We start from the raw sequence: 22,267 nt of genomic DNA on the forward strand, positions 1-22,267 counted from the left end.
ACCGTGGGCGCTGTCGGTGCCGTCGCCTAACTTCGTTCCATGAGCTATCGCGAGGTGCTGACGAAGGACGTCGTCCGCTGGGGCGCGGTGGCCATCGGCGCCAGGATGCCGGTGGCCGCGGCGCCGCTCGCCGTGGTGTTCCTGGTGCGCGAGCGGCCCGGCGGCTATGCGCTGGGCGCGGTGCTCGCCGCGGTGTACGTGGTGGGGGAGATCATCGGCGCCCCGCTGCTCGGCGTACGGCTGCGGGCCGAGCGGGCGCGGCCGCAGCTGGCCGTCGGGCTCGGCATCGGCGCGCTCGCCTTCGCCGGGCTCGGCGCCCTGTCGCAGGCGCACCCCGTGGTCCTCGGGTTCCTCGCGTTCGTCGCGGGAGCCGCCCCCGCCGCCGCGACCGGCGGTCTGCGCGCGCTCCTGAACAGCGTGGTGCCGGAGAAGGCCGCGGCCCAGGCCCTGTCCGTCGAGTCGATGCTGACCTTCGGGATATGGGCGGTCTCGCCCGCCGCCGTCACCGGGCTCGCGATCGGTCTTTCACCGGTCCTGCCGCCGCTGCTCTGCGCCGCGTTGATGGCGTCGTCCGTCGCGGGCCTGTGGATGCTGCCCGTGGGCTGGCGCTCCGACGCGGGCGACCGGGACGGCGAGCCGATGGCGCGGATCCTCGTGCGGGCCTGGCCGGTCTACGTCACCGGGGCCGCGAGCCTGTCCATGCTCGCGCTCGCGGAGCTGGTCCTGCCCGCGCTCCTGGAGCAGCGCGGGATGGCCGTCGGCTGGGCGGGACCACTGCTGGCCGGGCTCGCGATCGGCTCCGCCGTCGGATCGTTCGTCTACGGCCTGCGGACCTGGCCCGGACGCCTGCGGACCCAGAGCACGGTGCTGATGCTCCTCGTCACGGGCTGCCTGGCCCTGGTCGCGCTGATGCCTTCACTGGTCCTGCTGTTCGCCGTCCTCGGCGTCGCGGGCTGCGCGCAGGCGGGCGCGATGCTCACGCGGAACCTGGCGCTGCGCGAGATCCTGCCGCCCAGCGCGCTCGCGGCGGGCTACTCGATCATGTACGCGGCGGTGGGCGCGGGGTACGCGGCGAGCGGTTCACTGGCGGGAGCGCTGCTCAGCGTCGCCGCGCCGTCCACGGCGATCCTGGCGGGCGTCGGCCTCGGAGTGGTCCTGCTGGTGGTCGGCGTCCTGGGCGAGGTGCGGCCCGCGCCGTCCGTGCCGGGGGCCGGGTCCTCGGCGGGTGGCTCCTCGGCGAGCGGATCCTCAGTGGACGGCTCTTCAGCGAGCGGCTCTTCAGCGGGCGTCGCCGACGTCGCGGAACGTACGGCGGTACGCGGTGGGGGTGACGCCGAGCGCGGCCTGTAGGTGCTGGCGCATCGACTGGGCCGTGCCGAAGCCCGCGTCCCGCGCCACCTGGTCGACGGAGAGGCCGCTGGACTCCAGGAGGTGCCTGGCCCGCTCGACGCGCTGCTGGGCGAGCCACTGGCCGGGGCTGATGCCGACCTCCTCGCGGAAGCGGCGGGTGAACGTGCGCACCGACATGGACTCCTGCTCGGCCAGGTCGCGCAGCTGGAGCGGCCGTTCCAGGCGGTCGAGCGCCCAGGCCCTGGCCGCGCTGGTGGACGCCAACTGGGGCTCGGGAACCGGGCGTTGGATGAACTGGGACTGACCGCCGTCGCGGTGCGGGGGCACCACGGTGAGCCGGGCCACCGCGTTGGCGACCGAGGTGCCGTGGTCGCGGCGTACGACGTGCACGCAGAGGTCGATGCCGGCCGCGACGCCCGCCGACGTCAGTACGTCGCCGTCGTCGATGAACAGCACGTCCGCGTCGACCTTGACCTGCGGGAAGAGCCGCTGGAAGTGCTCGGCGGACCGCCAGTGGGTGGTCGCGGGGCGGCCGTCGAGGTATCCGGCGGCGGCCAGCACGTACCCGCCCGAGCAGATGGAGATCAGCCGGGTGCCCGGCCTGATGTGCGCGAGCGCGGCGGCCAGCTCGTCGGTCAGCCGCCCCTCCTCGTACACGGGACCCAGCTCGTACGAGGCGGGCACCACGACGGTGTCCGCCCCGGCCAGCGCCTCCGGCCCGTGCGCGACGAGCAGATCGAAGTCGGCGTCGGTCCGCACGGTCCCCGGCGGCCGGATCGAACAGGTCACCACCTCGTACAACGGCCTCCCCTCGCGCTGCGCCCGCCCGAAGATCCGCTGCGGAATGCCGAGTTCGAACGGGATCACCCCGTCGAGGGCGAGGACCACGACGCGGTGGGGCGGGGGCGGGGGTGGTTCGGAGCTGACGGCCATGGCCCGATCCTAGCGAACACTGTCCCTCGGGCCACTCGTTCGGGACCGGATCCGTACGGATCCTTATGGCGTGACCCAGACAACCGACCCGGCGGCGACGGATGAGCCGGTGGCGACAGCCGGGCTGGCGGCGACAACCGGAGCCGTGGCCGTGCCCGCCGAGCCCGCGCCCGGCACCACCCAACCCCCGCCCGGCACCACCCAACCCACGCCCAACACCGCCGCCCCGCGGCCACCGCGCCGCACGCGCCGTGTCCACCGGGCGTGGTTCGTCGCCGCGGTGACCTTCGTGACGATCATCGGCGCGGCCGCCTTCCGTTCCCTGCCCGGACTGCTCATCGACCCGCTGAACGACGAGTTCCACTGGTCGCGCGGCACCATCGGGCTCGCGGTCTCCGTCAATCTCGCGCTGTACGGCCTGACCGCCCCCTTCGCCGCCGCCCTGATGGACCGCTTCGGCATCCGCAAGGTCGTCGCCGTCGCGCTCGTGATCATCGCGTTCGGTTCGGGACTGACCGTCTGGATGGACTCCGCCTGGCAACTGCTGCTCTGCTGGGGCCTGTTGGTGGGTCTCGGCTCGGGATCGATGGCGCTCGCCTTCGCGGCCACCGTCACCAACCGCTGGTTCACCGAACGGCGCGGTCTGGTCACCGGCATCCTCACCGCGGCCTCCGCGTCCGGCCAGCTGATCTTCCTGCCGGTCCTCTCCTGGATCGTCGAGGAGCACGACTGGCGCCCCGCCGCGGTGACCGTCGCGCTCGCCGCCCTCGCGGTGGTGCCCTTCGTCTGGCTGCTGCTGCGCGACCATCCGGCCGACGTGGGCCTGAAGCCGTACGGGGCCACGGAGTTCGTGCCGAAGCCGCCGCCCGTCACCGGGGCCGCGCGGCGCACGCTCGGGGTGCTGGCCAAGGCCGCCCGCACGGGCCCCTTCTGGCTGCTCGCCGGCACCTTCGCGATCTGCGGCGCCTCCACGAACGGCCTGGTCCAGACGCACTTCGTGCCCGCGGCGCACGACCACGGCATGAAGATCACGACGGCCGCCTCGCTGCTCGCCGTCATCGGAGTCTTCGACGTGGTGGGGACGGTCGCGTCCGGCTGGTTCACGGACCGCTTCGACGCCCGGCGGCTGCTCGCCGTGTACTACGCGCTGCGCGGCATCTCGCTGCTCTTCCTGCCGATGCTCCTCATGGAGACCGTCCACCCGCCGATGATCTTCTTCATCGTCTTCTACGGCCTCGACTGGGTGGCGACGGTCCCGCCGACGCTGGCCCTGTGCCGCGAGCAGTACGGCGAGGACAGCGCGATCGTCTTCGGCTGGGTCCTGGCCTCGCACCAGGTGGGCGCCGCCCTGGTCGCCTTCCTCGGCGGGCTCGCGCGGGACACCTTCGGGTCGTACGACGTGGTCTGGTACGCCTCGGGCGCGCTGTGCGCGGCGGCGGCGCTGATGGCGCTGGTCATCCGGCGCGGCGACGGGAGGGACGCGCGGCCCGTCGCGGCGTGACCACGGTGGCCGTCAGGGCGTGAAGCGGCCGAACCTGCCCCGGTGGAAGAGCAGCGGCTCCGCGTCGTCCTCGGCGCCGAGCGCGTCGACCCTGCCGACCACGATCAGATGGTCGCCGCCGGTGTGCACGGCCTGGATCGTGCAGTCGATCCAGGCGGGGACGCCGGTCAGGCGCGGTGAACCGGACACCGGCGCCGCGTCGTACGCCACCCCCGCGAACTTGTCGGCGCCGCTCACCGCGAAGCCGCGGCAGAGCTCGCCCTGGTCGGCGCCCAGGACATTGACGCAGAAGACGCCCGCGCGCGCGATGCGGGGCCAGGTCGTGGACGTACGCGCGACCATGAAGGAGACCAGCGGCGGGTCGAGGGAGAGCGAGGAGAAGGACTGGCAGGCGAAGCCCGCCGGGCCCGGTTCGCCTTCGGCGGCCGGTGCGGTGACCACGGTCACGCCCGTCGCGAAGTTCCCGAGCACGCGCCGGAATTCGCCCGGATCGAGCGGCGCCCGCTCGTCGTCGCCGACCGCGCGCAGCCGGGGGCGCGGCGGATCGCACGGTCCCGCGGCAGCCGGGTGCGCTTCGACGGGCCCCGTGGTGGGGGCCCCGACCGACCTGAGGTATCGGACGGCGGTGGCCGCCATCCCTGCGTGTCCCATCACATCCACCATTGAAGCTGACGGGGTGTCAGATGGGAAGGGTGCTGCCGGACCCCGCCCGGGGGCTGCGTATCTTCAGGCCCATGAAGTGGGGGAATGCCGCGAAGCCCGCGGCGCGGACGGCCGCGGACGAGCTGTGGAGCGGCGACGGCATGACCGTCGCGGCGGCGGCGTGCGCGGCCCAGCTGCCGGTCGCGGGCCTGCTGGCGTACGTCCTGTCGCTCGGCCGGGACGACTACGGCGCCAGCAGCGTCCCCGGCGCCGGGTTCGCCTGCGTCCTGCTCTTCGCGCCGCTGCTCCTGCCGGTCATGGGCCTGGTCCACGCCTCCCTGACAACGCTGCCCGCGCTGGCGCTCGGGCGGCTCGCACGACGCAGGATCGGACCGCGCGCAGCGGGCAGGCCCCGGGACGGGCGCGGGGAACAGACCTGGTCGGCCGGGCTCGCGCTGGCCGGACTGCTGCCGGTCGGCGCCGCGTGGGGGGCCTTCTTCGCCCTGCTCGGCGGCCCGTTCGTCGCACTGGCGCTGGGCGCGGCGGCGAGCGGTGTCGTCCCCGTACTGGCGGCCGAGTACACCCGGCGGCGCGGGGCCCGCGTCGGCCGCCCGCCGCGCGCCCGCAAGGTCTGGCTCCGCGCGGCCCTCGCCTCGGTCGTGGCCACCGCGGCACTCTTCGGGCTGGCGGTCCTGGCCACGACGACGGGCCTGATCGAGGAGTACGAGCCGCCGCAGCCCTCACCCCGGCAACTGGCAGGGAGCTGGCGGTACGAGGACGGCGGCAAGGTCGCGTTCACCCTGGACGAGGACGGGCACGCGAGGGTGCCACGCGCGCGTGACGAGTGCGGCGGGGACGGGAAGTGGTCCGTGGGCACCAGCGCGGAATTCGGCGGTGAGCCGCGACCGGTGGTGCTGATCGAGATCAAGAAGTGCGAGGGCGTCCGGTCCTGGACGATCGGCGGCACGGAGGACGACCTCGAACTGTTCGTGGTGTCGGGGGACATGGACGCGCCGGACATCGAGAAGCTGCACCAGGGCTAGGGTCTTTCGTTTGGATCAGGCCGGATCAGGGAGCGGGCGTGCCAGACCCCGCGAGCCCGGCCTGATCCAAACGAAAGACCCTAGGGCCCGCCCCCTCAGTGGTCCGCTCTCCGGCGCCAGGGAGCCGCGACGCAGGCCAGGCCGAGAGCCGACGACACGGTTGCCGCGACGGCCGCGTGAGTGCTGTCGAGCGGCTGGAGGGGAAGCGCCCAGCCACGAGGGGACGCGTGCCGGTCCCAGCCGGTGACGGTCAGCACGGTGGCCGCCGCGAGGACCACGAGCCAGACGCGCTGCTGCCCCACGACCCGCGCGAGCACCAGCGCGATGCCCGCCCACAACAGGGTGTTGCGGGCGGTGACACCGGCTTGCTGTCCACCGTCCTGTACCAGCACGAGCAGACTCGGCGTGAGGCTTGCCGCGACGGCACCCGCGGCCAGGGCCACGTCCCAGTGCTGGAGCCGCCGGGCCGCGTGCAGTTCGAGACTCACCATGCGGCTGCGGAGGCAGGACGCGGCCCACGGTCCGAAGAGAACCGGGAGCAGGACACTGGCGTCGACCGGCGCGGAGATCCCCGGCCAGCTCGGCAGGTTCAGTGCGTGGCCGCCCGTGCACCAGGTCAGGGCGAGAAGCAGCGCGAGACCGCCGGCGATGCGCGCGAGGCCCCTCGCCCTGAGGTATCCGGTCCACTCCCACGCGAGGGAGTCAGCGGCGGCAGGGGGCATCGGTGATCGCCTCGACCCGTTCCTCGGCCCACCGCTGCTGCTGCTTCTCGGGCTTGTGCAGCACCTCGCGCACGGTGGGAATGTCGCTCTCCTCGTCGAGGGCGCGGGCGAACAGCCACTCCTCGAGCGCCGGGGCCGCGGCGGCGAGCCGGTCGATCCCGGCGTCGGTCACCCGGCAGTCGGGCGCCGTCGGCATGATCTCGCTGATCATGCCGTCCATGGTCCCGGCGTCGCCGACGGCCAGGCGGAAGCCGGAGGACTCGCCGTCGTCGGACGGGCGGAGTCCGTGCTCGTAGAAGCGCTCGGGGACGGCGACCGCCTGCCCCGCCGCCGTGGACACCTTGCGTGCGAGCTTCGCCGTGTGGTCGAGGTGGGCCTCGTTCTCGGGCCAGACGCAGACCTGCGCCGCGCCCTTCGAGCAGACCGCCGCGACCGGGCTCCGGTCCACCTGGGGGAACCCCATCTGACCCATGGCCAGGACGGAGAGGACCGCGACGGAGGCGGCCGCGCCGGGCAGCAGCCAGAACCGGCCCGCTCGCGCTCGGGGTGCCGGGCGTGCGGCGACGGCCGCGAAGAACAGGACCGACGCGGCGAGCAGCAGGCGGACGGCCACCGCGCCCGTGCTCAGTTCGCGGTGCGGGGGCCCGGAGATCACGGTGAGGTTGAAGGGGCTGTCGGAGGCCAGGACCCCCAGGCCCACGAAGGCGGCGACAGCGACGGCCGCCGGTGCGGCGGGACCCGCCACCAGACGTCCCGTGGCGTGCCCGACGCCCGTGCACACCATCAACGCGATCGCGCCGAGCAGCACGTACGAGGGCCATGGGCCGCCCGGTGAGACTCCGCCGGACAGCGGCCCGGCGAGCGCGACGAGCACCACCAGGAGATACGGGACGAGGACGTACAGGCACGTCGATGCCAGCTGGAGCGACGACTGCTGCCAGGTGGGGCGTGCCGCGCCGCGGGTGAGGTCGTACGCGGTGTTGCCGTGGACGCGCCCCGCGGCGTAGGCGGCGGCCGCGGCGGCCATGGGGCCGAGGAACACGACCGTCGCCTGGGCGGCGGCAGCGGCCTGTGGCCACACCAGGTCCCAGTCACCGGACTGGGCGGAGAGCCAGCCGAGACCGACGACGGTCATGGCCAGGGTCCACCACGGCAGGGGGGAGCGGCGCAGTTCGATGCGCAGACCGCCCATCACAGGGCCTCTCGTGCGAGCAGCTTCATGTAGCCGCGCTCGATGGGGGAATCCCCGCGGTCCCGCGCGTCGGCGAGCGAGGCGAGACCTTCCGGGGTTCCCTGGAAAAGCACCGAACCGGAGGTGAAGACGGCGACGGTATCCGCGGCCGCGGCGATATCCTCGACCAGGTGGGTGCTGAATACGACAGCGGATGACTGGGCGAGTTCGCGCAGCAGCTCTCTGAACTCAAGGCGTTGTTCGGGATCCAGACCGACGGTGGGTTCGTCGAGCACGATCACCTTCGGTTCGGCCACGATGGCCTGGGCGATTCCACAACGCCGAAGCATGCCGCCGGAGAGCTGCCGCAGCTTCCTCCGCCGCACACCATCAAGTCCCACCCGCTGTACGGCTTCACGGGCGGCCGCGTCTATTCGCTTGCGCGGCACTTCGCGCAGCCAAGCGCAGTAGCGCACGAAGTCGAGCACGGTGAACGAAGGGAAATAGCCGAATTCCTGCGGCAGGAATCCCAGTTCACGCCTGGCGAGCCGGCGCGCACCCTGGTCGCTCACGTCGTGGCCGAGCAGTCGTACCGTGCCCGCCCTGGGGGCGTGGACGGTGGCCAACGTCTTGAGCAGGGTCGTCTTGCCCGCGCCGTTCGGGCCGAGGAGGCCGAAGACCCCCTCGTCGACCGCGAGGTCCAGGCCGTCGATGACGGTCCGGCCCGGGTATCCCTGGACCAGTTCCCTGGTCTCGACGCACGTTTCGACGCGTGTCGTCGCACTCGTGGTGTGTGGCGGAGTCATCAGCCGGCCTACTTCAGGTGGGCGGTGACGTCACGCATGGAGAAGCGGCACTCGTTGTGGTGCGTGACCTTGCGGTTGGCGCTGACATTGCTCCACTCGGAGTGCATGTCGGCCTGCATGGAGCAGTCGAAGACGTGCTTGACCCGAATGCTGCCCGGTCCGTAGTTCGAGCAGCTTCCCCAACCGGAAGTGTTGAATACCTTCTTGGTGCAGGACACCTTGGGAGCGGCCTGCGCCGCCGGAGCGGTAACCGCGATGAGTCCCCCTCCAATGGCGACGGTGACGACACCGGACATGACTCGACGGGCGATCGACATGTAAGTCTCCTTCGACTTGATTCCCCCCCTGGTCAAACAGCACCCAACAAGACATGCAGGGAAGCACCAGGGACCCGCAGAGTATGAATCAAGTAAAGCAAGAGCCAAAATTTGCTATAGCTCTAGAGGTCATGTAGAGAGTCACGGCCGTTCACAATCGGGTCGCCATAAAGGAAATTCAGGAATTGCGGCAACAACCGTCGTACGAAAGGGAGTCAGCGTCCTTCGTACGAAGGCGACCGGCGCTCCACGAAGCTCGCCACACCCTCGTTCGCGTCCGCCGTGGTCATGTTGATCTCCTGCGCGGCGGCCTCGGCGGCGAACGCCGTGGCGCGGTCCGACTCCAGCGAGGTGTTGACCAGTTGCTTGGTCATCGCGAGCGCGCGGGTGGGCCCGGCGGCGAGGCGCTCCGCCCACTCACGCGCGGTCTTCGCCAACTCGTCGGCCGGTACGACGCGGTTGACGAGCCCGAGGCGCTCGGCGTCCGCGGCGGACAGCGCGTCGCCGAAGAACATCAGCTCCTTGGCCCGCTGCGGCCCGATGAGACGGGGCAGCAGATAGGCGCCGCCGCCGTCGGGGACGAGGCCCCGGCGCACGAACACCTCGATGAACCGGGCGGGTTCGGCGGCGACGACCAGATCGCAGGCGAACGCCAGATGGGCGCCGATCCCGGCCGCCGTCCCGTTCACCGCGGCGATCACCGGCTTCTCGCAGTCGAGGATCGCGGCGATCAGCCGCTGCGCGCCCCGCCTGATGGTGCGGGCGACGTCGCCCGGCACGCGCTCGCCGGTGGTGGCGGGCGCGCCGCGCAGATCGGCGCCCGCGCAGAACCCCTTGCCGGTCGCGGTGATCACGACGGCCCGTACGGCGGGGTCGGCCGAGGCGTCGTCGAGCAGCGCGATGACGCGTTCGCGCTGGTCCCAGGTGACGGCGTTCATGGCCTCAGGACGGTTGAGCGTGATCCACGAGACGCCGTTGTCAGTGGCGTGGAGTATCAATGAGTCGAGGGGATCGCGGGGGGTCTCGGGGGAGGTCGGCGTGGGTGTCATGGGGGATGGGCTCCGTTCCGTACGGGCGGGGGTGCGGCGGGTCCTGAGGGCCTGCTCAGCGGCAGACGGCGAGCGCGTCGAGGGCCACGGCGCCCTGGCCACGGGGCAGCACCATCAAGGGGTTGATGTCGAGTTCGGCGAGGTCGTCGCCGAGTTCGAGGGCCATCCGCTGCACCCGCAGGACGACTTCGACGAGCGCGTCGACGTCGGCGGGCGGCGCCCCCCTGACCCCGTCGAGCAGCGCGCGCCCGCGCAGTTCGGAGAGCATCGTCTTCGCCTGGTCCTCCCCGAAGGGCGGCACCCGCACGGCCGCGTCGTTGAGGACCTCGACGAGCACCCCGCCGAGCCCCACGGTCACGGTGGGTCCGAACAGGGAGTCGTGGGTGACGCCGACGACCATCTCGACCCCCGGCTCCACCATCTGGCAGACCAGTACGCCGTCCAGCGCGATGCCTTCGTAGCGGGCGATGTCCGTGAGCTCGCGGTAGGCGTCGCGGATCTGGCTGGCCGAGGTCAACCCCACTTTCACCAGGCCCAGTTCGGTCTTGTGCGCGAGCTGCGGTCCGGACGCCTTCATGACGACGGGGTAGCCGACGAGCCCGGCCGCGCGGACGGCGGCCGCCGCGCTGGTCACCAACTGCTCGCGCGGTACGCGAATCCCGTACGCGCGCAGCAGCTGTTTCGCCGCGTGCTCGCTGAGCTGCTGGCCGGGCCGCATCAGGGCCTGCGCCTTGCGGAAGGAGGGCGAGGGGGAGCGCGGCGCCTCGTCGAAGGGCGAGCGGTAGGCGGCCGTGAAGCGGTGGTGGTCGAGATAGGCGCGCACCGCCGTGATGCAGTTGGCGAACGTGCGGAAGGTGGCGACGCGCGAGGAGCCGAGCAGCGTGTGCCGGTAGGCGTCCTCGGTGCCGACGGGCGAGCCCCACACCACGCACACCAGTTTGTCCGTCTGCTCCGCCGCGTCCACCAGGTCCTGCGCGAGCTTGTCGCTCATCGGCGGGAAGGGGCCGGTGATCGGACAGATCAGCACCCCCACCTCAGGGTCGTCGAGGAGGGCGTCGATGATCTTGCGGCCGCGCCAGTCGCCGACCGGGTGCCCGCCGTTGTCGACGGGGTTCGCGACGTTCAGGTACTCCGGTATCCACTGGTGCAGCTCCGCCTGCTTGGCGGCGGAGAGCGTGGGAAGCCGCAGGCCGTGCTCGCTCGCCAGGTCGGAGAAGTGCGCGCCCGTGCCGCCCGAGATCGAATAGACGACGACGCCGTCGGCGCTCGGCCTGCGCGCCCTGGCCAACAGGGCCGAGGTGTCCTGGAGTTCGTCGAGCCCGTCCACGCGGATCACGCCGAACTGCCGCATCGCCGCGTCCACCACCGCGTCGGCGCCGGTCAGTTTGCCGGTGTGTGAGGCGGCCATGCGGGCGCCGGTCTCGGTGCGGCCGACCTTGACCGCGACGACGGGCACCCCGCGCCGGGCCGCCCGGTCGGCGGCGAGGAGGAACGAGCGGCCGTCCTTGAGCCCCTCGACGTAGCAGGCGATGGCGCCGACCTCGGGGCGCTCGGCGAAGTAGGAGATGAAGTCGGCGGTCTCCAGGTCGGCCTCGTTGCCGGTGGGTGCCCAGTGCGAGAGGCGCACGCCCAGTTCCTGCATGGTGAAGACGGGGCGGCCCTGGTGACCGGACTGGGTGATCAGCGCGATGGCGGGGCCTTCGAGGTCGTCGCGGAACTCCTCGAAGGCGTTGAGGTTGGTGTTCGGGCCGAGCAGGCGCAGGCCCGAGCGCCGGACGGCGGCGGCGAGCCGGGCCTGGGCGGCGGCGCCCTCCTCGCCGGTCTCGGCGAACCCGGAGGCGAAGGCGACGGCGAAGCGCACCTTCTCCTCGGCGAGCTGCTCGATCACCGGCAGCGGGTCGCCGACCAACAGCACGGCCAGATCGACCTGTTCGGGCAGGTCGGCGACGGAAGGGAAGCAGGGGATGCCGAAGACCGAGTGACGGGTGGGGTGCACGGGGTGCAGGCGCGCGCCGACGCGTTCGGCCCAGGCGAGCAGTTGCCGGGTGATGCCGGTGTTGGGGCGCCCCTCGGCGTCCGATGCGCCGATGACGGCGACGGACTCGGGCCGGAAGAAGCGGTCGAGATCGGGTACGTCGGCGTGCAGCGGCCGGCCGCTGACGTCCAGGTCGTCCGCCGTGACGGCCCTCCCGTGGACGGCGGTGGGTGGGAGTTCGCCGCAGGCCACAACATGCGCGCGGCGGGGGTCGGTGGTGAAGGTGCCGTGAGTCGATCCAAGCATCGGTCCGCCCGCTCCTGTGTGACAGCATTTAACTGACGCACAGTCAGATTACTGAACTGACGCTGTGTCAGGAACAGGGCGGGGAAGAATGGGTGTGGGCTTTGCGGGTGGGGCGGGTGGGGTGGGGTGGTCCCTTCGTCTACGGAAGCGGGGAAAAGGGGTGGGGCCAAGGGGGTAATCGGCCGTGTCTGGCCGGGGGCCTTGGGGGGAGGGGGGCTGGGCCTGTCGGTGTGGGTTTATGCGTCGGCGGCGGGGCTGGTCTGCGTGGTTTCGCGCGACCTTGGCGGGGCTGGTCGCGCAGTTCCCCGCGCCCCTGACAAGCTCCTCCGTGCGGTTCGCTGTGTCCGTGGCGGGGCTGGTCTGCGTGGTTTCGCGCGACCCTGGCGGGGCTGGTCGCGCAGTTCCCCGCGCCCCTGACAAGCCCGTCCGTGCGGTTCGCTGTGTCCGTGGCGGGGCTGGTCTGCGTGGTTTCGCGCGACCTTGGCGGGGCTGGTCGCGCAGTTCCCCGCGCCCCTGACAAGCCCGTCCGTGCGGTTCCCTGCGGCCCCCTGCGGGACCCGTCCGGGACCGCGCGGTGGAAGTCCGTCAGGGTGCACGGGGAGCCGAGCGGAGGGGGTCTGTAAGGGGCGCGGGGAACTGCGCGACGAGCCCCGGCGGGCATGGGGCGAACCGTACGGACCCGGCCCGTCAGGGGTACAGGGAACCGTGCCGCGCCTACCGCAGGGACTTGGCTATCGCCTTGGCGATCTTCTCCGCGTCTCGGGAGAGTTCGCGGAGCATGCCGCTGATGGGGTTGGTGAAACCCGTGAAGTAGAGGTCGGGGCCTTGGGTGGTGGGGCGGCCCTGGGGGTCTAGGGGGGTGTGGTTGCCTACCAGGGGTTCCAGGGCGCGGCGGTAGCCCGTCGCGGCGATGACCGTCTCCGGGCCGATGCGGGTGCCGTCGGCGAGGGCGACCTTGCCGTCCTCGAAGGAGTCGACCGCGGCGACCGGCTCGACGCGGCCGGAACGTACCGCGTCGATCAGGCCCACGTCCTGGACCGGGATCGCGCCCGCCTTCGCCCGTGAGTACAGGCCGGTGTCGGGGCGGGGCAGGCCCTTCGCGGTGAGGTCGGGGACGCTGATCCTGGCGAGCGGGCCCGAGAGGCGGTCGACCAGGGCGACCGGCAGCCTGCGGCACAGGATGCCCGTGCGCTGCGCGGGCCACCCGGCCGTGGACCGCCGCACGATGTGCGGCGCCGTGCGCACCGCGAGCCGCACCCGCGCCGCGCCGCCCTCGACGAGGTCGACGGCGATCTCGGCGCCGGTGTTGCCGACGCCGACGACCAGGACGTCCTTGCCCGCGTAGGGCGCGGCGTTGCGGTAGGCGCTGGCGTGCAGGAGTTCGCCGGAGTAGGTGTCGAGGCCGGGCCAGTCGGGGAGGCGCGGCGTGTGGTTGTAGCCGGTGGCGACGACGACCGCGCTGCCGGTCAACTGCCGTCCGCCCGTGGCGTGCAGGACCCAGCCGCCGCCGTCGGCGGCGCGTTCCAGGCCGGTCACCTCCACGCCGGTGACGACGTCCAGGCCGTGGAACTCGGCGTACTTCTCCAGGTAGCGGACCACGTTGTCGCGCGCCACCCAGCGGCCGAACGACCGGGGGATGGGCAGGCCGGGGAGGCCCGAGAGGCGACGGGTCGTATGCAGCCGGAGGCGGTCGTAGTGGCCGCGCCAGGACGCGCCGACGTGCTCGGACTTCTCCAGGACGACCGCGCGTACGCCGCGTGCGCGCAGCGCCGCCGCCACGGAGAGCCCGCCGGGGCCGCCCCCGATGACGTACACGGGGCGGTCCTGCTGGGTCGCGAGCGGAGGTGTGGAGTCGGCCATGACTGGAGAGTAACCGCGCGATTACTTGATGGGTGACGGTCAAGTCCGGAACCGGTTGCGAATTGATCACGGGGCGTGTGCGGCACCGGCCCCTTGCGCATCGGCCGCCGTGTGCGCTGAACTGACGTACCGTCAGAAACGCGTACCCGGCGGCCGACGTGCGCGTACCCGTAAGCCGAAGTGGGAGAGGCCACGGCATGGACTCGATCTGGCTCACCGGCGCCGAATGGCTCGCCGTGCTCCGCATAGGCCTCGGCCTGTGGTGGCTGGAGAGCTGGCGCCACAAGGACAAGAAAGGCTGGTTCGAGCGGGGTACGGGCATCGCGTGGGCGTCCGACGTGGCCGCCAAGCACAAGTGGAACGCGGTCCGCAGCGGCTTCGACACGGTGGTCGCGCCCCGGCCGAGGACGATGGCGTACGTCGTCGTCTATGCCGAACTCGCCCTGGGACTCGGCCTGATCGTCGGCTTCCTCACCCCCGTCGCGCTGGTCGGCGGCCTGCTCCTCAACCTCCTCTACCTCGTCCTGATGATCCACGACTGGGCCGAGCAGGGGCAGAACGCGATGATGGCGCTCATCTCGCTCGTCGCCCTCCTCGCCATGTCCTGGCAGACCTGGTCCCTCGACGACGCGTTCGGACTCTTCCGGTGAGCGGCGGGACGGGTGGCGGCGGGACGGGTGGCGTCGGGACGGGCGGCGTGCGGTTCGACCTGCCGGAGGCCGACGCCTTCACGCGCCCCTACTGGGACGCGGCGGCGGAGGGCCGGCTCCTGATCCGCCGCTGCGGGGCGTGCGGTGCGGCGCACCACTATCCGCGCGAGTTCTGCCCGCGCTGCTGGAGCGAGGACGTCACCTGGGAACGGGCGAGCGGCCGGGCCACGCTCTACACCTGGTCGGTCGTGCACCGGAACGACCTGCCCCCCTTCGGCGGCCGCGTCCCCTACGTCGCCGCCGTCGTCGACCTCGCCGAGGGGCCCCGCATGATGACGGAGATCGTCGGCTGCGAGGAGGGGGAGCTGCGGATCGGGATGGCGGTGGAGGTGACGTTCCGGGAGGCCGGGGAGGCAGGGGAGGGCGGGGAGTTCGTGGTGCCGGTATTCGGGCCCGTGAGGTCAGTGGGGTCCGTCGGGCGCGGGTAGGTGGTGCGGCCAGGGCGCGTGGGGTCGCGGATACGTCGCCGTAATGTTTTTGTGCGGCTGGCGCGGCCCTGTGCACGATGGGTCATGGCCTCCACACCGCATTCCTCCTGGCAGTTGACCACCGACCTCGACGGCTTCCTCACGCGCGCCGAGGAGTTCCTGCACTCCTCGCCCGCACTGCACACCGCCCTGCTCAGCGTCACCGACACCCTGCGTGCGCGGGGGCTCCAGGTGTACGGGGAGGGGGCGCCGGTCTTCGGTACGTATACCGGTACCGGGGCGGAGGCTGAGGCTGGCACCGGTGCCAGTACCGGTACCGACGTCGGCGCTGACGCCGCTGCCGCCCGTGCCGTCCGTGGCGCCTTCGTGTGGACGCCTCCGCACCGCGTCTCCCTCAGCCCGCTCGGCCCCGGCGCCGCCGAAGCCCTCGCCCGGCACCTCGCCGACGTGAGCCCCGGCCTGCCGGGAGTCGCCGCGGAGGCCGTGACGGCGGAGGCGTTCGCGCGGGCCTGGGAGAAGTGCACGGGGGCGACCGCGGCGGCCGGTGTCCACCAGCGGCTGTACCGGCTCGGCACGCTCACCCCGCCCGAGCCCGCACCGCCCGGCCGCGCCCGCGTCGCCACGGCGGCCGACCGGGAGCTCCTGGAACGCTGGCACGTGGAGTTCGGTGAGGCGCTCGGCGAGAGGTCGGCGATGGACCCCGGGGTGTGGGCGGACGCCCGACTCGCCTACGGGGGCGTCACGTTGTGGGAGGACCCCGACGGCACGCCCGTCGCGATGGCCGGTGTCACCCGTCGTACCGCGGGCCAGGTCCGCGTCGCCCCCGTCTACACCCCGGCGGACCTGCGCGGCCGGGGCTACGCGGGCGCCGCGACGGCCGCCGTCAGCCGCGCGGCCCTCGACGCGGGCGCGTCCGACGTGCTGCTCTTCACCGACCTGGACAACCCGACCAGCAACGGTCTCTACCAGCGGCTCGGGTACCGGCCGGTGCGGGACTTCACGCAGTACGACTTCACGTACTAGACGAGGCAGGGCCGGCTCATCTCAAGAACCTCGTCGGCATCACCGCCACCCGCTCTCCGGCACGTACGCCCGGCGTCCAGCGCCCGCGCTCCGGTCCCCACCGGCTCCTCGACCCCCTGGACAACGCCCTTCCGGCCCACACCCCTTGCCAAGCCCGGCCGTTACCGCCAGGCACCTGCCCCGACGATGGCCGAACCCCGCACGCTCCCGCAGGCAGCTACTTGCTGTCGCCTTCTCGGAACCAACCGGCGATGAAAGTGATCAATACCAATACGGCCTGAATGGCCCAGGCTGTTCTCGAACGGGAGATCTGAGTTGCAGTTCACGGTTCGCCACCCGCTGTCCGGTAGACCCGCCATAGCCATGCTGGCGCTCGCCGGTATCACCGCAGGCGTACTGATCGGCCGGACAGGGCTTCGCACCGTGGTGGGCTGCGGCGGCGCCGACGACCCCTACCCCTCGCAGAGCGCAGCGGACTGGAAGGCCGGCGCGGACCACGTGGTCGTGGCGCTGCCGACTGCCGAGCGCGACAGCAACCGGCACGACCTCGCCAAGGGACCGGTGCGGTACACGCTCGACCGCGCACTGACGCTCCGGAAGGAGAAAGTGCTCTGGTCCGCCGCCACCCCCCGGCATGAGCTGGGAAGCGAGTTCGACATGACCGCGCCGGGCTGGTCGGTGTACCGGACCGGCAAACGAATCAAGGACACGGCTCCGGAGGCACCCCGGCTCGAGACCGGTCACACATATGTCCTCGCCCTGCGCTGGGACGCAGGCCACTGGGTGGTTCTCGGAGAGGGCGCCGCCGTGCCGTTCGACGACCATGTGGCGGGGCGAGGGGAGTGGTGCGGCCAGGTGCTGAGCGAGGACGACTTCGCCAAGGGCGAGCGGTTCTCACAGCGCGCCGGCCACAGCCTGGAAGAGACCGTACGGGGACGGGACGAGACGGCCATCCGTCGGGAACTCGAAAAGGCGAGCGCCAAGCGGCCGTGACGCGGTGCGATGCCCGGCCTCCGTCCGCCGCGCGTAGCGGCACGTCAGCTCCGGTATCTGTTCAACGAACGTGCGATGCGAGCACGCGGCGTTCCCGCATCCGTGCCGACGTGCTCGCCGCTCTCGCCTCCTCGCCGGCCAGGAAAGGGCGCAGCAGCGTGAGCAGGGCGCGCGGTCGGTGCAGCGGGATGATGTGGCCGCAGTCCTCGATGACGTGGCCGGTCAAATCGTCTGCGAACGGGCGGAGTTGGCGTTCCAGCGTGGCGCCGACGGGCCGGGCGCCCAGCGCCATGGTCGGCACGGTCAGGCGGGCGGTGGCGACCGCCCGCTCGATCTGTGCCGCGCTCTCGGGAAGGGCCCGGTAGTACGAGAACGCGCGGCTCAGCGCCGGGCGGCCGGTGTAGGCGCGGACGAAGGCGTCCCGGAGGGCGGGGCGCACCCCCTCGCCGAGCGTGCCGGTGCTCAGGAACCAGTCGACGTAGGCGGCCTCTTGGCCCTCGACGACGGTCTCGGCGAGGCCGGGCGCGGCGGAGTGGAAGCCGAACCACCACGGCGGCCCGGCGGCGAGGAAGTCCTCGGCGCCGGGCAGCCCGCCCAGCAGGGACTCCATGACGACCAGGCGCCGTACGAGGCCGGGGCGGCGCAGGGCGAGGAGGAAGGCGGGCGCGGTGCCCGCGTCGATGCCCACCACCGCGGCGGAGGGCTCGCCGAGCGCGGCGAGGAGCGCCGCGGCGTCGTCGGCCAGGGTGCCCGCGTCGTACCCGGACGCGGCCGGGCTGCTCGCGCCGAATCCGCGCAGGTCCGGCGCGATGACGCGGTAGCGGGCGGACAGATCGGCCATGACGTCCGTCCACAGTTCCCAGGTGTGCGGGAAGCCGTGCAGCAGCAGGACGGCCGGGCCCGATCCGGCGAGGGCGACGTTCAGTTCGACGCCGTTGAGGGGGACGCGCCGCAGCTCGGGCATGGGAGGGCTCCAGGGGGTGGTGAGGGATGGTGACCACGTCACGCTAGGGAACTACCCTGGATCCTCCAAGACGGCACTTTCCCTTCAGGTGGTGAGCTCCAGGTGACCACGTCGAGGTCCGGCGAATCCGGCGGGCGGCCCGGTGAGCGCGGTGATCTGCTGGATCCGCTCTGCCCGACCCGCCAATTGCTCGACCGCATCGGTACGAAGTGGACGTCGATGACGGTCAAGGTGCTGGCCGGGGCGGCGCCGGACGAGCTCCGCTTCGCGGAACTGCGGCGCCGGATCCCCGGCATCTCACAGAAGATGCTGTCCGTCACGCTCCAGAGCCTGGCCCGCGACGGCCTGGTCGCGCGCCGCGTCGAACCCACCGTGCCGCCCGCCGTCCACTACCGGCTCACCGAACTCGGCCTGTCCCTCGAAGGCCCGCTCGCCGCCCTGCGCCTCTGGGCCGAGACGCACATGTCGGAGATCGACCGCAGCAACCAGCTCGCGGACGGGCCGGCCTCCGACTAGGGCCTTTCGGGCGTGCGGCGAGAGCGGACTCTAGGGCCAGAGCAACTCCCGTACCCAGCCCTCACGTTCGGCATCCCGCCGATAGCGCAGCCGCACGTGCCGTCGCCGCGCGTCCCCCTGGAAGTACTCGACCTCGACCGGATCGAGCACGTACAGCGTCCACGACGCCGCGTCCGCGTCAGGCTCGGCGGCCGCCCGCTCCCAGGCGTCCGTCGATGCGCTCGCCAACTCGCCCTCTCCGCTGAGGACTTCACTCTGACGCCCGACGAGCGCCGCGGCGAGGGCGCCGGTCGAGCGGGCGTGCAGGTCGGCGAGGGCCTCGTGGTGCGGGGCCTCGGTGACGCGGCCCCGGACGCGGATCTGGCGGGCCTGCGCGGGCCAGTAGAAGTGCAGGGCCGCTTCCGGGCGGGCGGCGAGCTGACGTCCTTTCGCGCTGCCCGCGTGCGAGGCGAAGTGCCAGCCGTGCGCGTCGGCGTCGTGCAGCATCACCGTGCGTACGTCGGGCAGCCCCGCGTCGTCCACCGTGGCGAGCCCCATGGTGTGCGCCTCGGCCTGCCCCGCAGCCACGGCCTCGGCGAACCAGGCGTGGAAGAGGGGCAGGGGAGCGGCCGGGGCCCGCGCGGCATCGAACACGGGAAGCGCGACGTCCCAGACCTTCTGGGACCGAAGGAGTGCACGGAAGGACTCCTGGGAAACGGGTGCATTCATGCGTCGATTGTGACGCGGGGTCTTCTGCGGCCTGTAGGGACCGCGCCGGGCCGATGGCCCCCTACCGCCCCAGCACCACCGTCCCCGAGGAACAGAACCACCCGCCCGTCCCCGATGCCACCGCCAGTTCGGGGAGGGTGCCGTCGGGGCGTCTTACCTGGGCTTCGCCTGACTCGCCGCGTAGTTGGCGTACCGCTTCCACCAGGAGGAACAGGCCGCGCATGCCGGGGTGTTGGGCGGAGAGGCCGCCGCCGTCGGTGTTCGTCGGGAGGTCGCCGTCGCGGAGGAGGCGGCCCTTTTCCACGAAGGCGCCGCCCTCTCCCTTGGCGCAGAAGCCGAGGTCTTCCAGGGTCACCATCGTCATGTAGGTGAAGGCGTCGTAGATCTGGGCGATGTCGATGTCCGCGGGGCGGACGCCCGCGCGTTCGAAGGCCAGGCGGCCGCTGACGGCGGCGGGGGAGACCGTGAAGTCGTCCCACTCCGACATCGTGGTGTGCGAGACGTGCTCGCCCGCGCCGAGGACCCAGATCGGGTCGGACGCGCAGTCGGGGACGTACTCCTCGGCCGCGAGGAGCACCGCGCAGCCGCCGTCGGAGCGTATGCAGCAGTGCAGTTTGGTGAACGGGTCCGCGATCATCGGGCCGCTCAGGACGTCGTCGACGGTGATCGGGTCGCGGAACATCGCGTCCGGGTTGGCCGCCGCGTTCGCCCGCGCCTGGACGGCCACCGAGGCGAGCTGTTCGAGCGTCGTGCCGTATTCGTGCATGTGGCGGCGCGCGGCCATCGCGTACTTCGCGATCAGCGAGTGCCCGTAGGGGACTTCGAACTGGAGCGGGCCCCGCGCGCCGAACGACAGGTTCGACGTACGCCGCTTCGCCTTGATGTCCGCGCGGGCCGTCGAGCCGTACACGAGGAGTACGGCGTTGGCCCGGCCCGCCGCGATCGCCTCCGCCGCGTGCGCCGCCATCACCTCCCAGGTCGCTCCGCCGACCGAGGTCGAGTCCACCCAGCGGGGTTTGAGCCCCAGGTACTCGGCGACCTCGACCGGCGCGAGCGTGCCGAGGCCCGCCGACGCGATGCCGTCGATCACCTCGCGGCCGAGCCCGGAGTCGGCGAGCGCGTTACGGGCGGCCTGGGCGTGCAGGGCGTAGGGCGTGGCCTCGTCGACCCGGCCGCAGTCCGAGAGGGCCACGCCGACGACGGCGACCTTGCGGGAGGTGGAGCGGGAAGCAGTAGCAGCCATGAATCTGACGGTACATCAGATATAGGGGGTGGGAAGCCCCTCTTTCGGGGGCGCTGGGGTGGGGGCGTGCGCGTCGCCACTCTGTGCATATCGCCGCCACCGGCCTAATATGACGGCCCGTCAGATCTGGGGCCGGGCCGACCGGCCCGGGGGAGGAGCCTGCCGATGGACGCCGCCTTCAGCGCGGAGCAGGGCGAGATCCGCCGCACCCTTCGCGAAGTGATCACCAAACGCTGCGGCCCCGACGAGGTCAAGGCCGCCGTACGCACCCCCGCCGGGTACGACGCCACCCTGTGGACCGCCCTCGCCGAACAGCTCGGCCTGCCGGGGCTCGCGCTCCCTGACGCGTACGGCGGAGTGGGCTGCACCACCGCCGAACTCGCTCTCGGCTGCGAGGAGTTGGGTCGCGCGCTCGCGCCCTCCCCGCTGTTCGCCACCGCCGTGCTCGCCGCCCCGCTGATCCTCGCGCTCGGCACCGAGGAACAGCGCGCCGCACTGCTGCCCCGCATCGCCTCCGGCGAGCTCACCGCCGCGCTCGCCGTGCCGGGCAGTGGGCTCGCCACCGCGCTCGGCCTGGTCGGCGACAACACCGGCGACTGGTCGGGCGGCGGGCGCGCGGGCGGCGTGCAGGCCAGGCTCGTCGAGGGCGCGTGGCGGCTCTACGGGCAGGCCGAGCAGGTCCTCGACGGGCACAGCGCGGGCCTGCTCGTGGTGGCCGCGCACGCGGGCGGCTTCGCCCGCTCCCGTACGCTCCTCTTCCTCGTGCGCGCGGACGCGCCCGGCATGGTCCGCGCCCGGCAGACCGCGCTCGACGAGACCCGTACCCAGGCCCGCGTCGAACTGCGCGACGTCGAGGCGGAGTTGCTCGGCGACGACCGGGCCGACGTGCCGGCCGCGCTCGCCGCCGTCGGTGACGTCGCCGCCACCGTCGTCGCCGCCGAGGCCGTCGGCGCCGCGGACCGGGTGATGGAGCGGACCGTCGAGTACGTCAAGCAGCGCGAGCAGTTCGGGCGCGCGATCGGCTCCTTCCAGGCGGTCAAGCACCGCCTCGCCGATGTGTACGTCCAGGTGCAGGCGGCCAGGTCCGCCGCCTACTACGCGGCGTGGGCCGCGGGCGCCGAGGCCGCGGGCTTCGGCGGGCAGGGCGCCGAACGGGCCGGCGGGCTCGCGCTCGCCCAGGGCCTCGACGCGCTGCGCACCGCCGCGTCCGAGGCGGTCCAGCTGCACGGCGGCATCGGCTTCACCTGGGAGCACGAGGCGCATCTGTACTTCAAGCGGGCGTCGAGCGACGAACTGCTCTTCGGCCCCGTGCACCGGCTGCGGGCACGGGCGGCCGAGCGGGCCGAGCTGTTCGGGACGGGTGCGCGCCCGGACGAGGGGGCGGACCTCGGACAGGCCGACATGGGGCAGGCCGATGTCGCGAAGACCGCCCTCGGGGAGGCCGTCTGATGCCGCCCGGTGTGCGTCTGATGCAGAAGGTGTCGTCCACCCGGACGTTCGCGAAGGTCGCGCCGCACTTCATCCCCGCGATGGACCGCGCGGTGCACCGGCTGACCCGCGGCAAGGTGCTGCTGAGCGCGAAGATGCTGCCCGGGGTGATCCTGACGGTGCGCGGCGCCAAGAGCGGGCTCGCCCGGCGTACGCCACTCGCGTGCATGCCCGAGGAGGAGAACGGCGGTTGGGTGCTCGTCGGCTCCAACTTCGGCCGCCCAGGCCACCCCGCGTGGACCGGGAACCTGCTCGCCCATCCGGAGGCGGAGGTCAGCTGGCGCGGCGCGGACATTCCCGTACGGGCCCGGCTCCTGAGCGGTGAGGAGCGGGCGGAGGTGTGGGCGAAGGCCCTGAAGTTCTGGCCCCCGTACGCGACCTACCAGGCCCGGATCGACAGAGAGATCCGCCTGTTCCGCGTGACCAGGCGCTGAGGGGCGGGTGGCCGGGCCCTGAGGGGCGGGTGACCGGGCCCTGAGGGGCCGGGAAGGGGCGCGCCCCCGGAGACCGCAGCGGCGG

Annotated in this window: 22 protein-coding genes; 10 read left to right on the forward strand and 12 right to left on the reverse strand. The window is 72.6% G+C overall.

The features are described 5' to 3' along the window. Positions 1-39: 39 nt before the first annotated feature. A complete protein-coding gene (locus ACIO9J_RS29065; protein WP_402005853.1) occupies positions 40-1,350 on the forward strand; it encodes an MFS transporter in 1,311 nt (436 codons plus the stop codon). On the opposite strand, the gene ACIO9J_RS29070 is transcribed toward ACIO9J_RS29065, so the two are convergent. Then, on the reverse strand, positions 1,279-2,283 hold the full coding sequence (locus ACIO9J_RS29070) for a GlxA family transcriptional regulator (protein ID WP_402005856.1): 1,005 nt from the start codon (positions 2,281-2,283) through the stop codon (positions 1,279-1,281). The two genes, ACIO9J_RS29065 and ACIO9J_RS29070, sit on opposite strands and share 72 nt — an antisense overlap. A gap of 151 nt (positions 2,284-2,434) precedes the next feature. On the opposite strand from ACIO9J_RS29070, the gene ACIO9J_RS29075 reads away from it, so the two are divergent. Continuing rightward, complete coding sequence (locus ACIO9J_RS29075) at positions 2,435-3,784, forward strand: MFS transporter (RefSeq protein WP_402006804.1); 1,350 nt, start codon at positions 2,435-2,437, stop codon at positions 3,782-3,784. A 12-nt stretch (positions 3,785-3,796) separates the two neighbouring features. Here the strand turns inward: ACIO9J_RS29075 and ACIO9J_RS29080 are convergent, their stop codons facing one another. After that, entirely contained in the window at positions 3,797-4,435 is a 639-nt protein-coding gene (locus ACIO9J_RS29080; RefSeq protein ID WP_402005859.1) for a flavin reductase family protein, read from the reverse strand. An 83-nt stretch (positions 4,436-4,518) separates the two neighbouring features. On the opposite strand from ACIO9J_RS29080, the gene ACIO9J_RS29085 reads away from it, so the two are divergent. Beyond that, on the forward strand, positions 4,519-5,469 hold the full coding sequence (locus ACIO9J_RS29085; RefSeq protein WP_402005862.1) for a hypothetical protein: 951 nt from the start codon (positions 4,519-4,521) through the stop codon (positions 5,467-5,469). A gap of 95 nt (positions 5,470-5,564) precedes the next feature. Here the strand turns inward: ACIO9J_RS29085 and ACIO9J_RS29090 are convergent, their stop codons facing one another. The 7 genes from ACIO9J_RS29090 to ACIO9J_RS29120 all read right to left on the reverse strand — a co-directional run bounded on the left by ACIO9J_RS29090 (position 5,565) and on the right by ACIO9J_RS29120 (position 13,675). After that, complete coding sequence (locus tag ACIO9J_RS29090) at positions 5,565-6,191, reverse strand: hypothetical protein (RefSeq protein WP_402005865.1); 627 nt, start codon at positions 6,189-6,191, stop codon at positions 5,565-5,567. Further along, positions 6,172-7,383, reverse strand: a complete 1,212-nt coding sequence (locus tag ACIO9J_RS29095; protein WP_402005867.1) for a hypothetical protein — start codon at positions 7,381-7,383, stop codon at positions 6,172-6,174. Before ACIO9J_RS29095 ends, ACIO9J_RS29090 begins: the two co-directional genes overlap by 20 nt. Then, positions 7,383-8,168, reverse strand: coding sequence for an ATP-binding cassette domain-containing protein (locus tag ACIO9J_RS29100; protein ID WP_402005870.1), 786 nt, complete (start codon positions 8,166-8,168; stop codon positions 7,383-7,385). Before ACIO9J_RS29100 ends, ACIO9J_RS29095 begins: the two co-directional genes overlap by 1 nt. 8 nt (positions 8,169-8,176) lie before the next feature. Further along, the gene (locus ACIO9J_RS29105) at positions 8,177-8,485 is read right to left on the reverse strand and encodes a hypothetical protein (protein ID WP_402005872.1); all 309 of its coding nucleotides are present in this window, start codon (positions 8,483-8,485) and stop codon (positions 8,177-8,179) included. A gap of 215 nt (positions 8,486-8,700) precedes the next feature. Next, positions 8,701-9,534: an enoyl-CoA hydratase/isomerase family protein gene (locus ACIO9J_RS29110; RefSeq protein WP_402005875.1), complete on the reverse strand. Its 834-nt coding sequence runs from the start codon at positions 9,532-9,534 to the stop codon at positions 8,701-8,703. Between the two features lie 55 nt (positions 9,535-9,589). Beyond that, positions 9,590-11,815: an acetate--CoA ligase family protein gene (locus ACIO9J_RS29115; RefSeq protein WP_402005877.1), complete on the reverse strand. Its 2,226-nt coding sequence runs from the start codon at positions 11,813-11,815 to the stop codon at positions 9,590-9,592. A gap of 714 nt (positions 11,816-12,529) precedes the next feature. Then, on the reverse strand, positions 12,530-13,675 hold the full coding sequence (locus ACIO9J_RS29120; RefSeq protein ID WP_402005880.1) for a flavin-containing monooxygenase: 1,146 nt from the start codon (positions 13,673-13,675) through the stop codon (positions 12,530-12,532). Positions 13,676-13,872: 197 nt separating this feature from the next. On the opposite strand from ACIO9J_RS29120, the gene ACIO9J_RS29125 reads away from it, so the two are divergent. The 4 genes from ACIO9J_RS29125 to ACIO9J_RS29140 all read left to right on the forward strand — a co-directional run bounded on the left by ACIO9J_RS29125 (position 13,873) and on the right by ACIO9J_RS29140 (position 16,829). Beyond that, positions 13,873-14,325: a DoxX family protein gene (locus ACIO9J_RS29125; protein WP_402005883.1), complete on the forward strand. Its 453-nt coding sequence runs from the start codon at positions 13,873-13,875 to the stop codon at positions 14,323-14,325. Next, a complete protein-coding gene (locus ACIO9J_RS29130) occupies positions 14,322-14,813 on the forward strand; it encodes a Zn-ribbon domain-containing OB-fold protein (protein WP_402005886.1) in 492 nt (163 codons plus the stop codon). The genes ACIO9J_RS29125 and ACIO9J_RS29130 overlap by 4 nt, the downstream gene beginning before the upstream one ends. 84 nt (positions 14,814-14,897) lie before the next feature. Next, positions 14,898-15,836, forward strand: coding sequence for a GNAT family N-acetyltransferase (locus tag ACIO9J_RS29135; RefSeq protein WP_402005889.1), 939 nt, complete (start codon positions 14,898-14,900; stop codon positions 15,834-15,836). A gap of 363 nt (positions 15,837-16,199) precedes the next feature. Continuing rightward, positions 16,200-16,829, forward strand: coding sequence for a hypothetical protein (locus ACIO9J_RS29140; protein WP_402005892.1), 630 nt, complete (start codon positions 16,200-16,202; stop codon positions 16,827-16,829). Positions 16,830-16,890: 61 nt separating this feature from the next. On the opposite strand, the gene ACIO9J_RS29145 is transcribed toward ACIO9J_RS29140, so the two are convergent. Then, positions 16,891-17,793 (reverse strand): alpha/beta fold hydrolase, encoded by a 903-nt coding sequence (locus ACIO9J_RS29145; protein ID WP_402005895.1) that lies wholly within the window; start codon positions 17,791-17,793, stop codon positions 16,891-16,893. A 102-nt stretch (positions 17,794-17,895) separates the two neighbouring features. Here ACIO9J_RS29145 and ACIO9J_RS29150 point away from each other — a divergent pair, with 102 nt between their 5' ends. Next, entirely contained in the window at positions 17,896-18,309 is a 414-nt protein-coding gene (locus ACIO9J_RS29150) for a winged helix-turn-helix transcriptional regulator (protein WP_402005898.1), read from the forward strand. A 30-nt stretch (positions 18,310-18,339) separates the two neighbouring features. Here ACIO9J_RS29150 and ACIO9J_RS29155 read toward each other — a convergent pair whose 3' ends face one another. Next, on the reverse strand, positions 18,340-19,017 hold the full coding sequence (locus ACIO9J_RS29155) for a pyridoxal 5'-phosphate synthase (RefSeq protein ID WP_402005901.1): 678 nt from the start codon (positions 19,015-19,017) through the stop codon (positions 18,340-18,342). Between the two features lie 61 nt (positions 19,018-19,078). Beyond that, complete coding sequence (locus ACIO9J_RS29160) at positions 19,079-20,260, reverse strand: thiolase C-terminal domain-containing protein (RefSeq protein WP_402005904.1); 1,182 nt, start codon at positions 20,258-20,260, stop codon at positions 19,079-19,081. A 165-nt stretch (positions 20,261-20,425) separates the two neighbouring features. On the opposite strand from ACIO9J_RS29160, the gene ACIO9J_RS29165 reads away from it, so the two are divergent. After that, positions 20,426-21,709 carry an acyl-CoA dehydrogenase family protein gene (locus tag ACIO9J_RS29165; protein ID WP_402005907.1) on the forward strand — a complete coding sequence of 428 codons (1,284 nt, stop codon included), beginning with the start codon at positions 20,426-20,428 and terminating at the stop codon, positions 21,707-21,709. Next, positions 21,709-22,182 carry a nitroreductase family deazaflavin-dependent oxidoreductase gene (locus ACIO9J_RS29170; protein ID WP_402005910.1) on the forward strand — a complete coding sequence of 158 codons (474 nt, stop codon included), beginning with the start codon at positions 21,709-21,711 and terminating at the stop codon, positions 22,180-22,182. Before ACIO9J_RS29165 ends, ACIO9J_RS29170 begins: the two co-directional genes overlap by 1 nt. The last annotated feature ends 85 nt before the right edge of the window (positions 22,183-22,267 follow it).

It is taken from the genome of Streptomyces sp. NPDC087300 (assembly GCF_044744425.1).
Classification (GTDB): domain Bacteria; phylum Actinomycetota; class Actinomycetes; order Streptomycetales; family Streptomycetaceae; genus Streptomyces.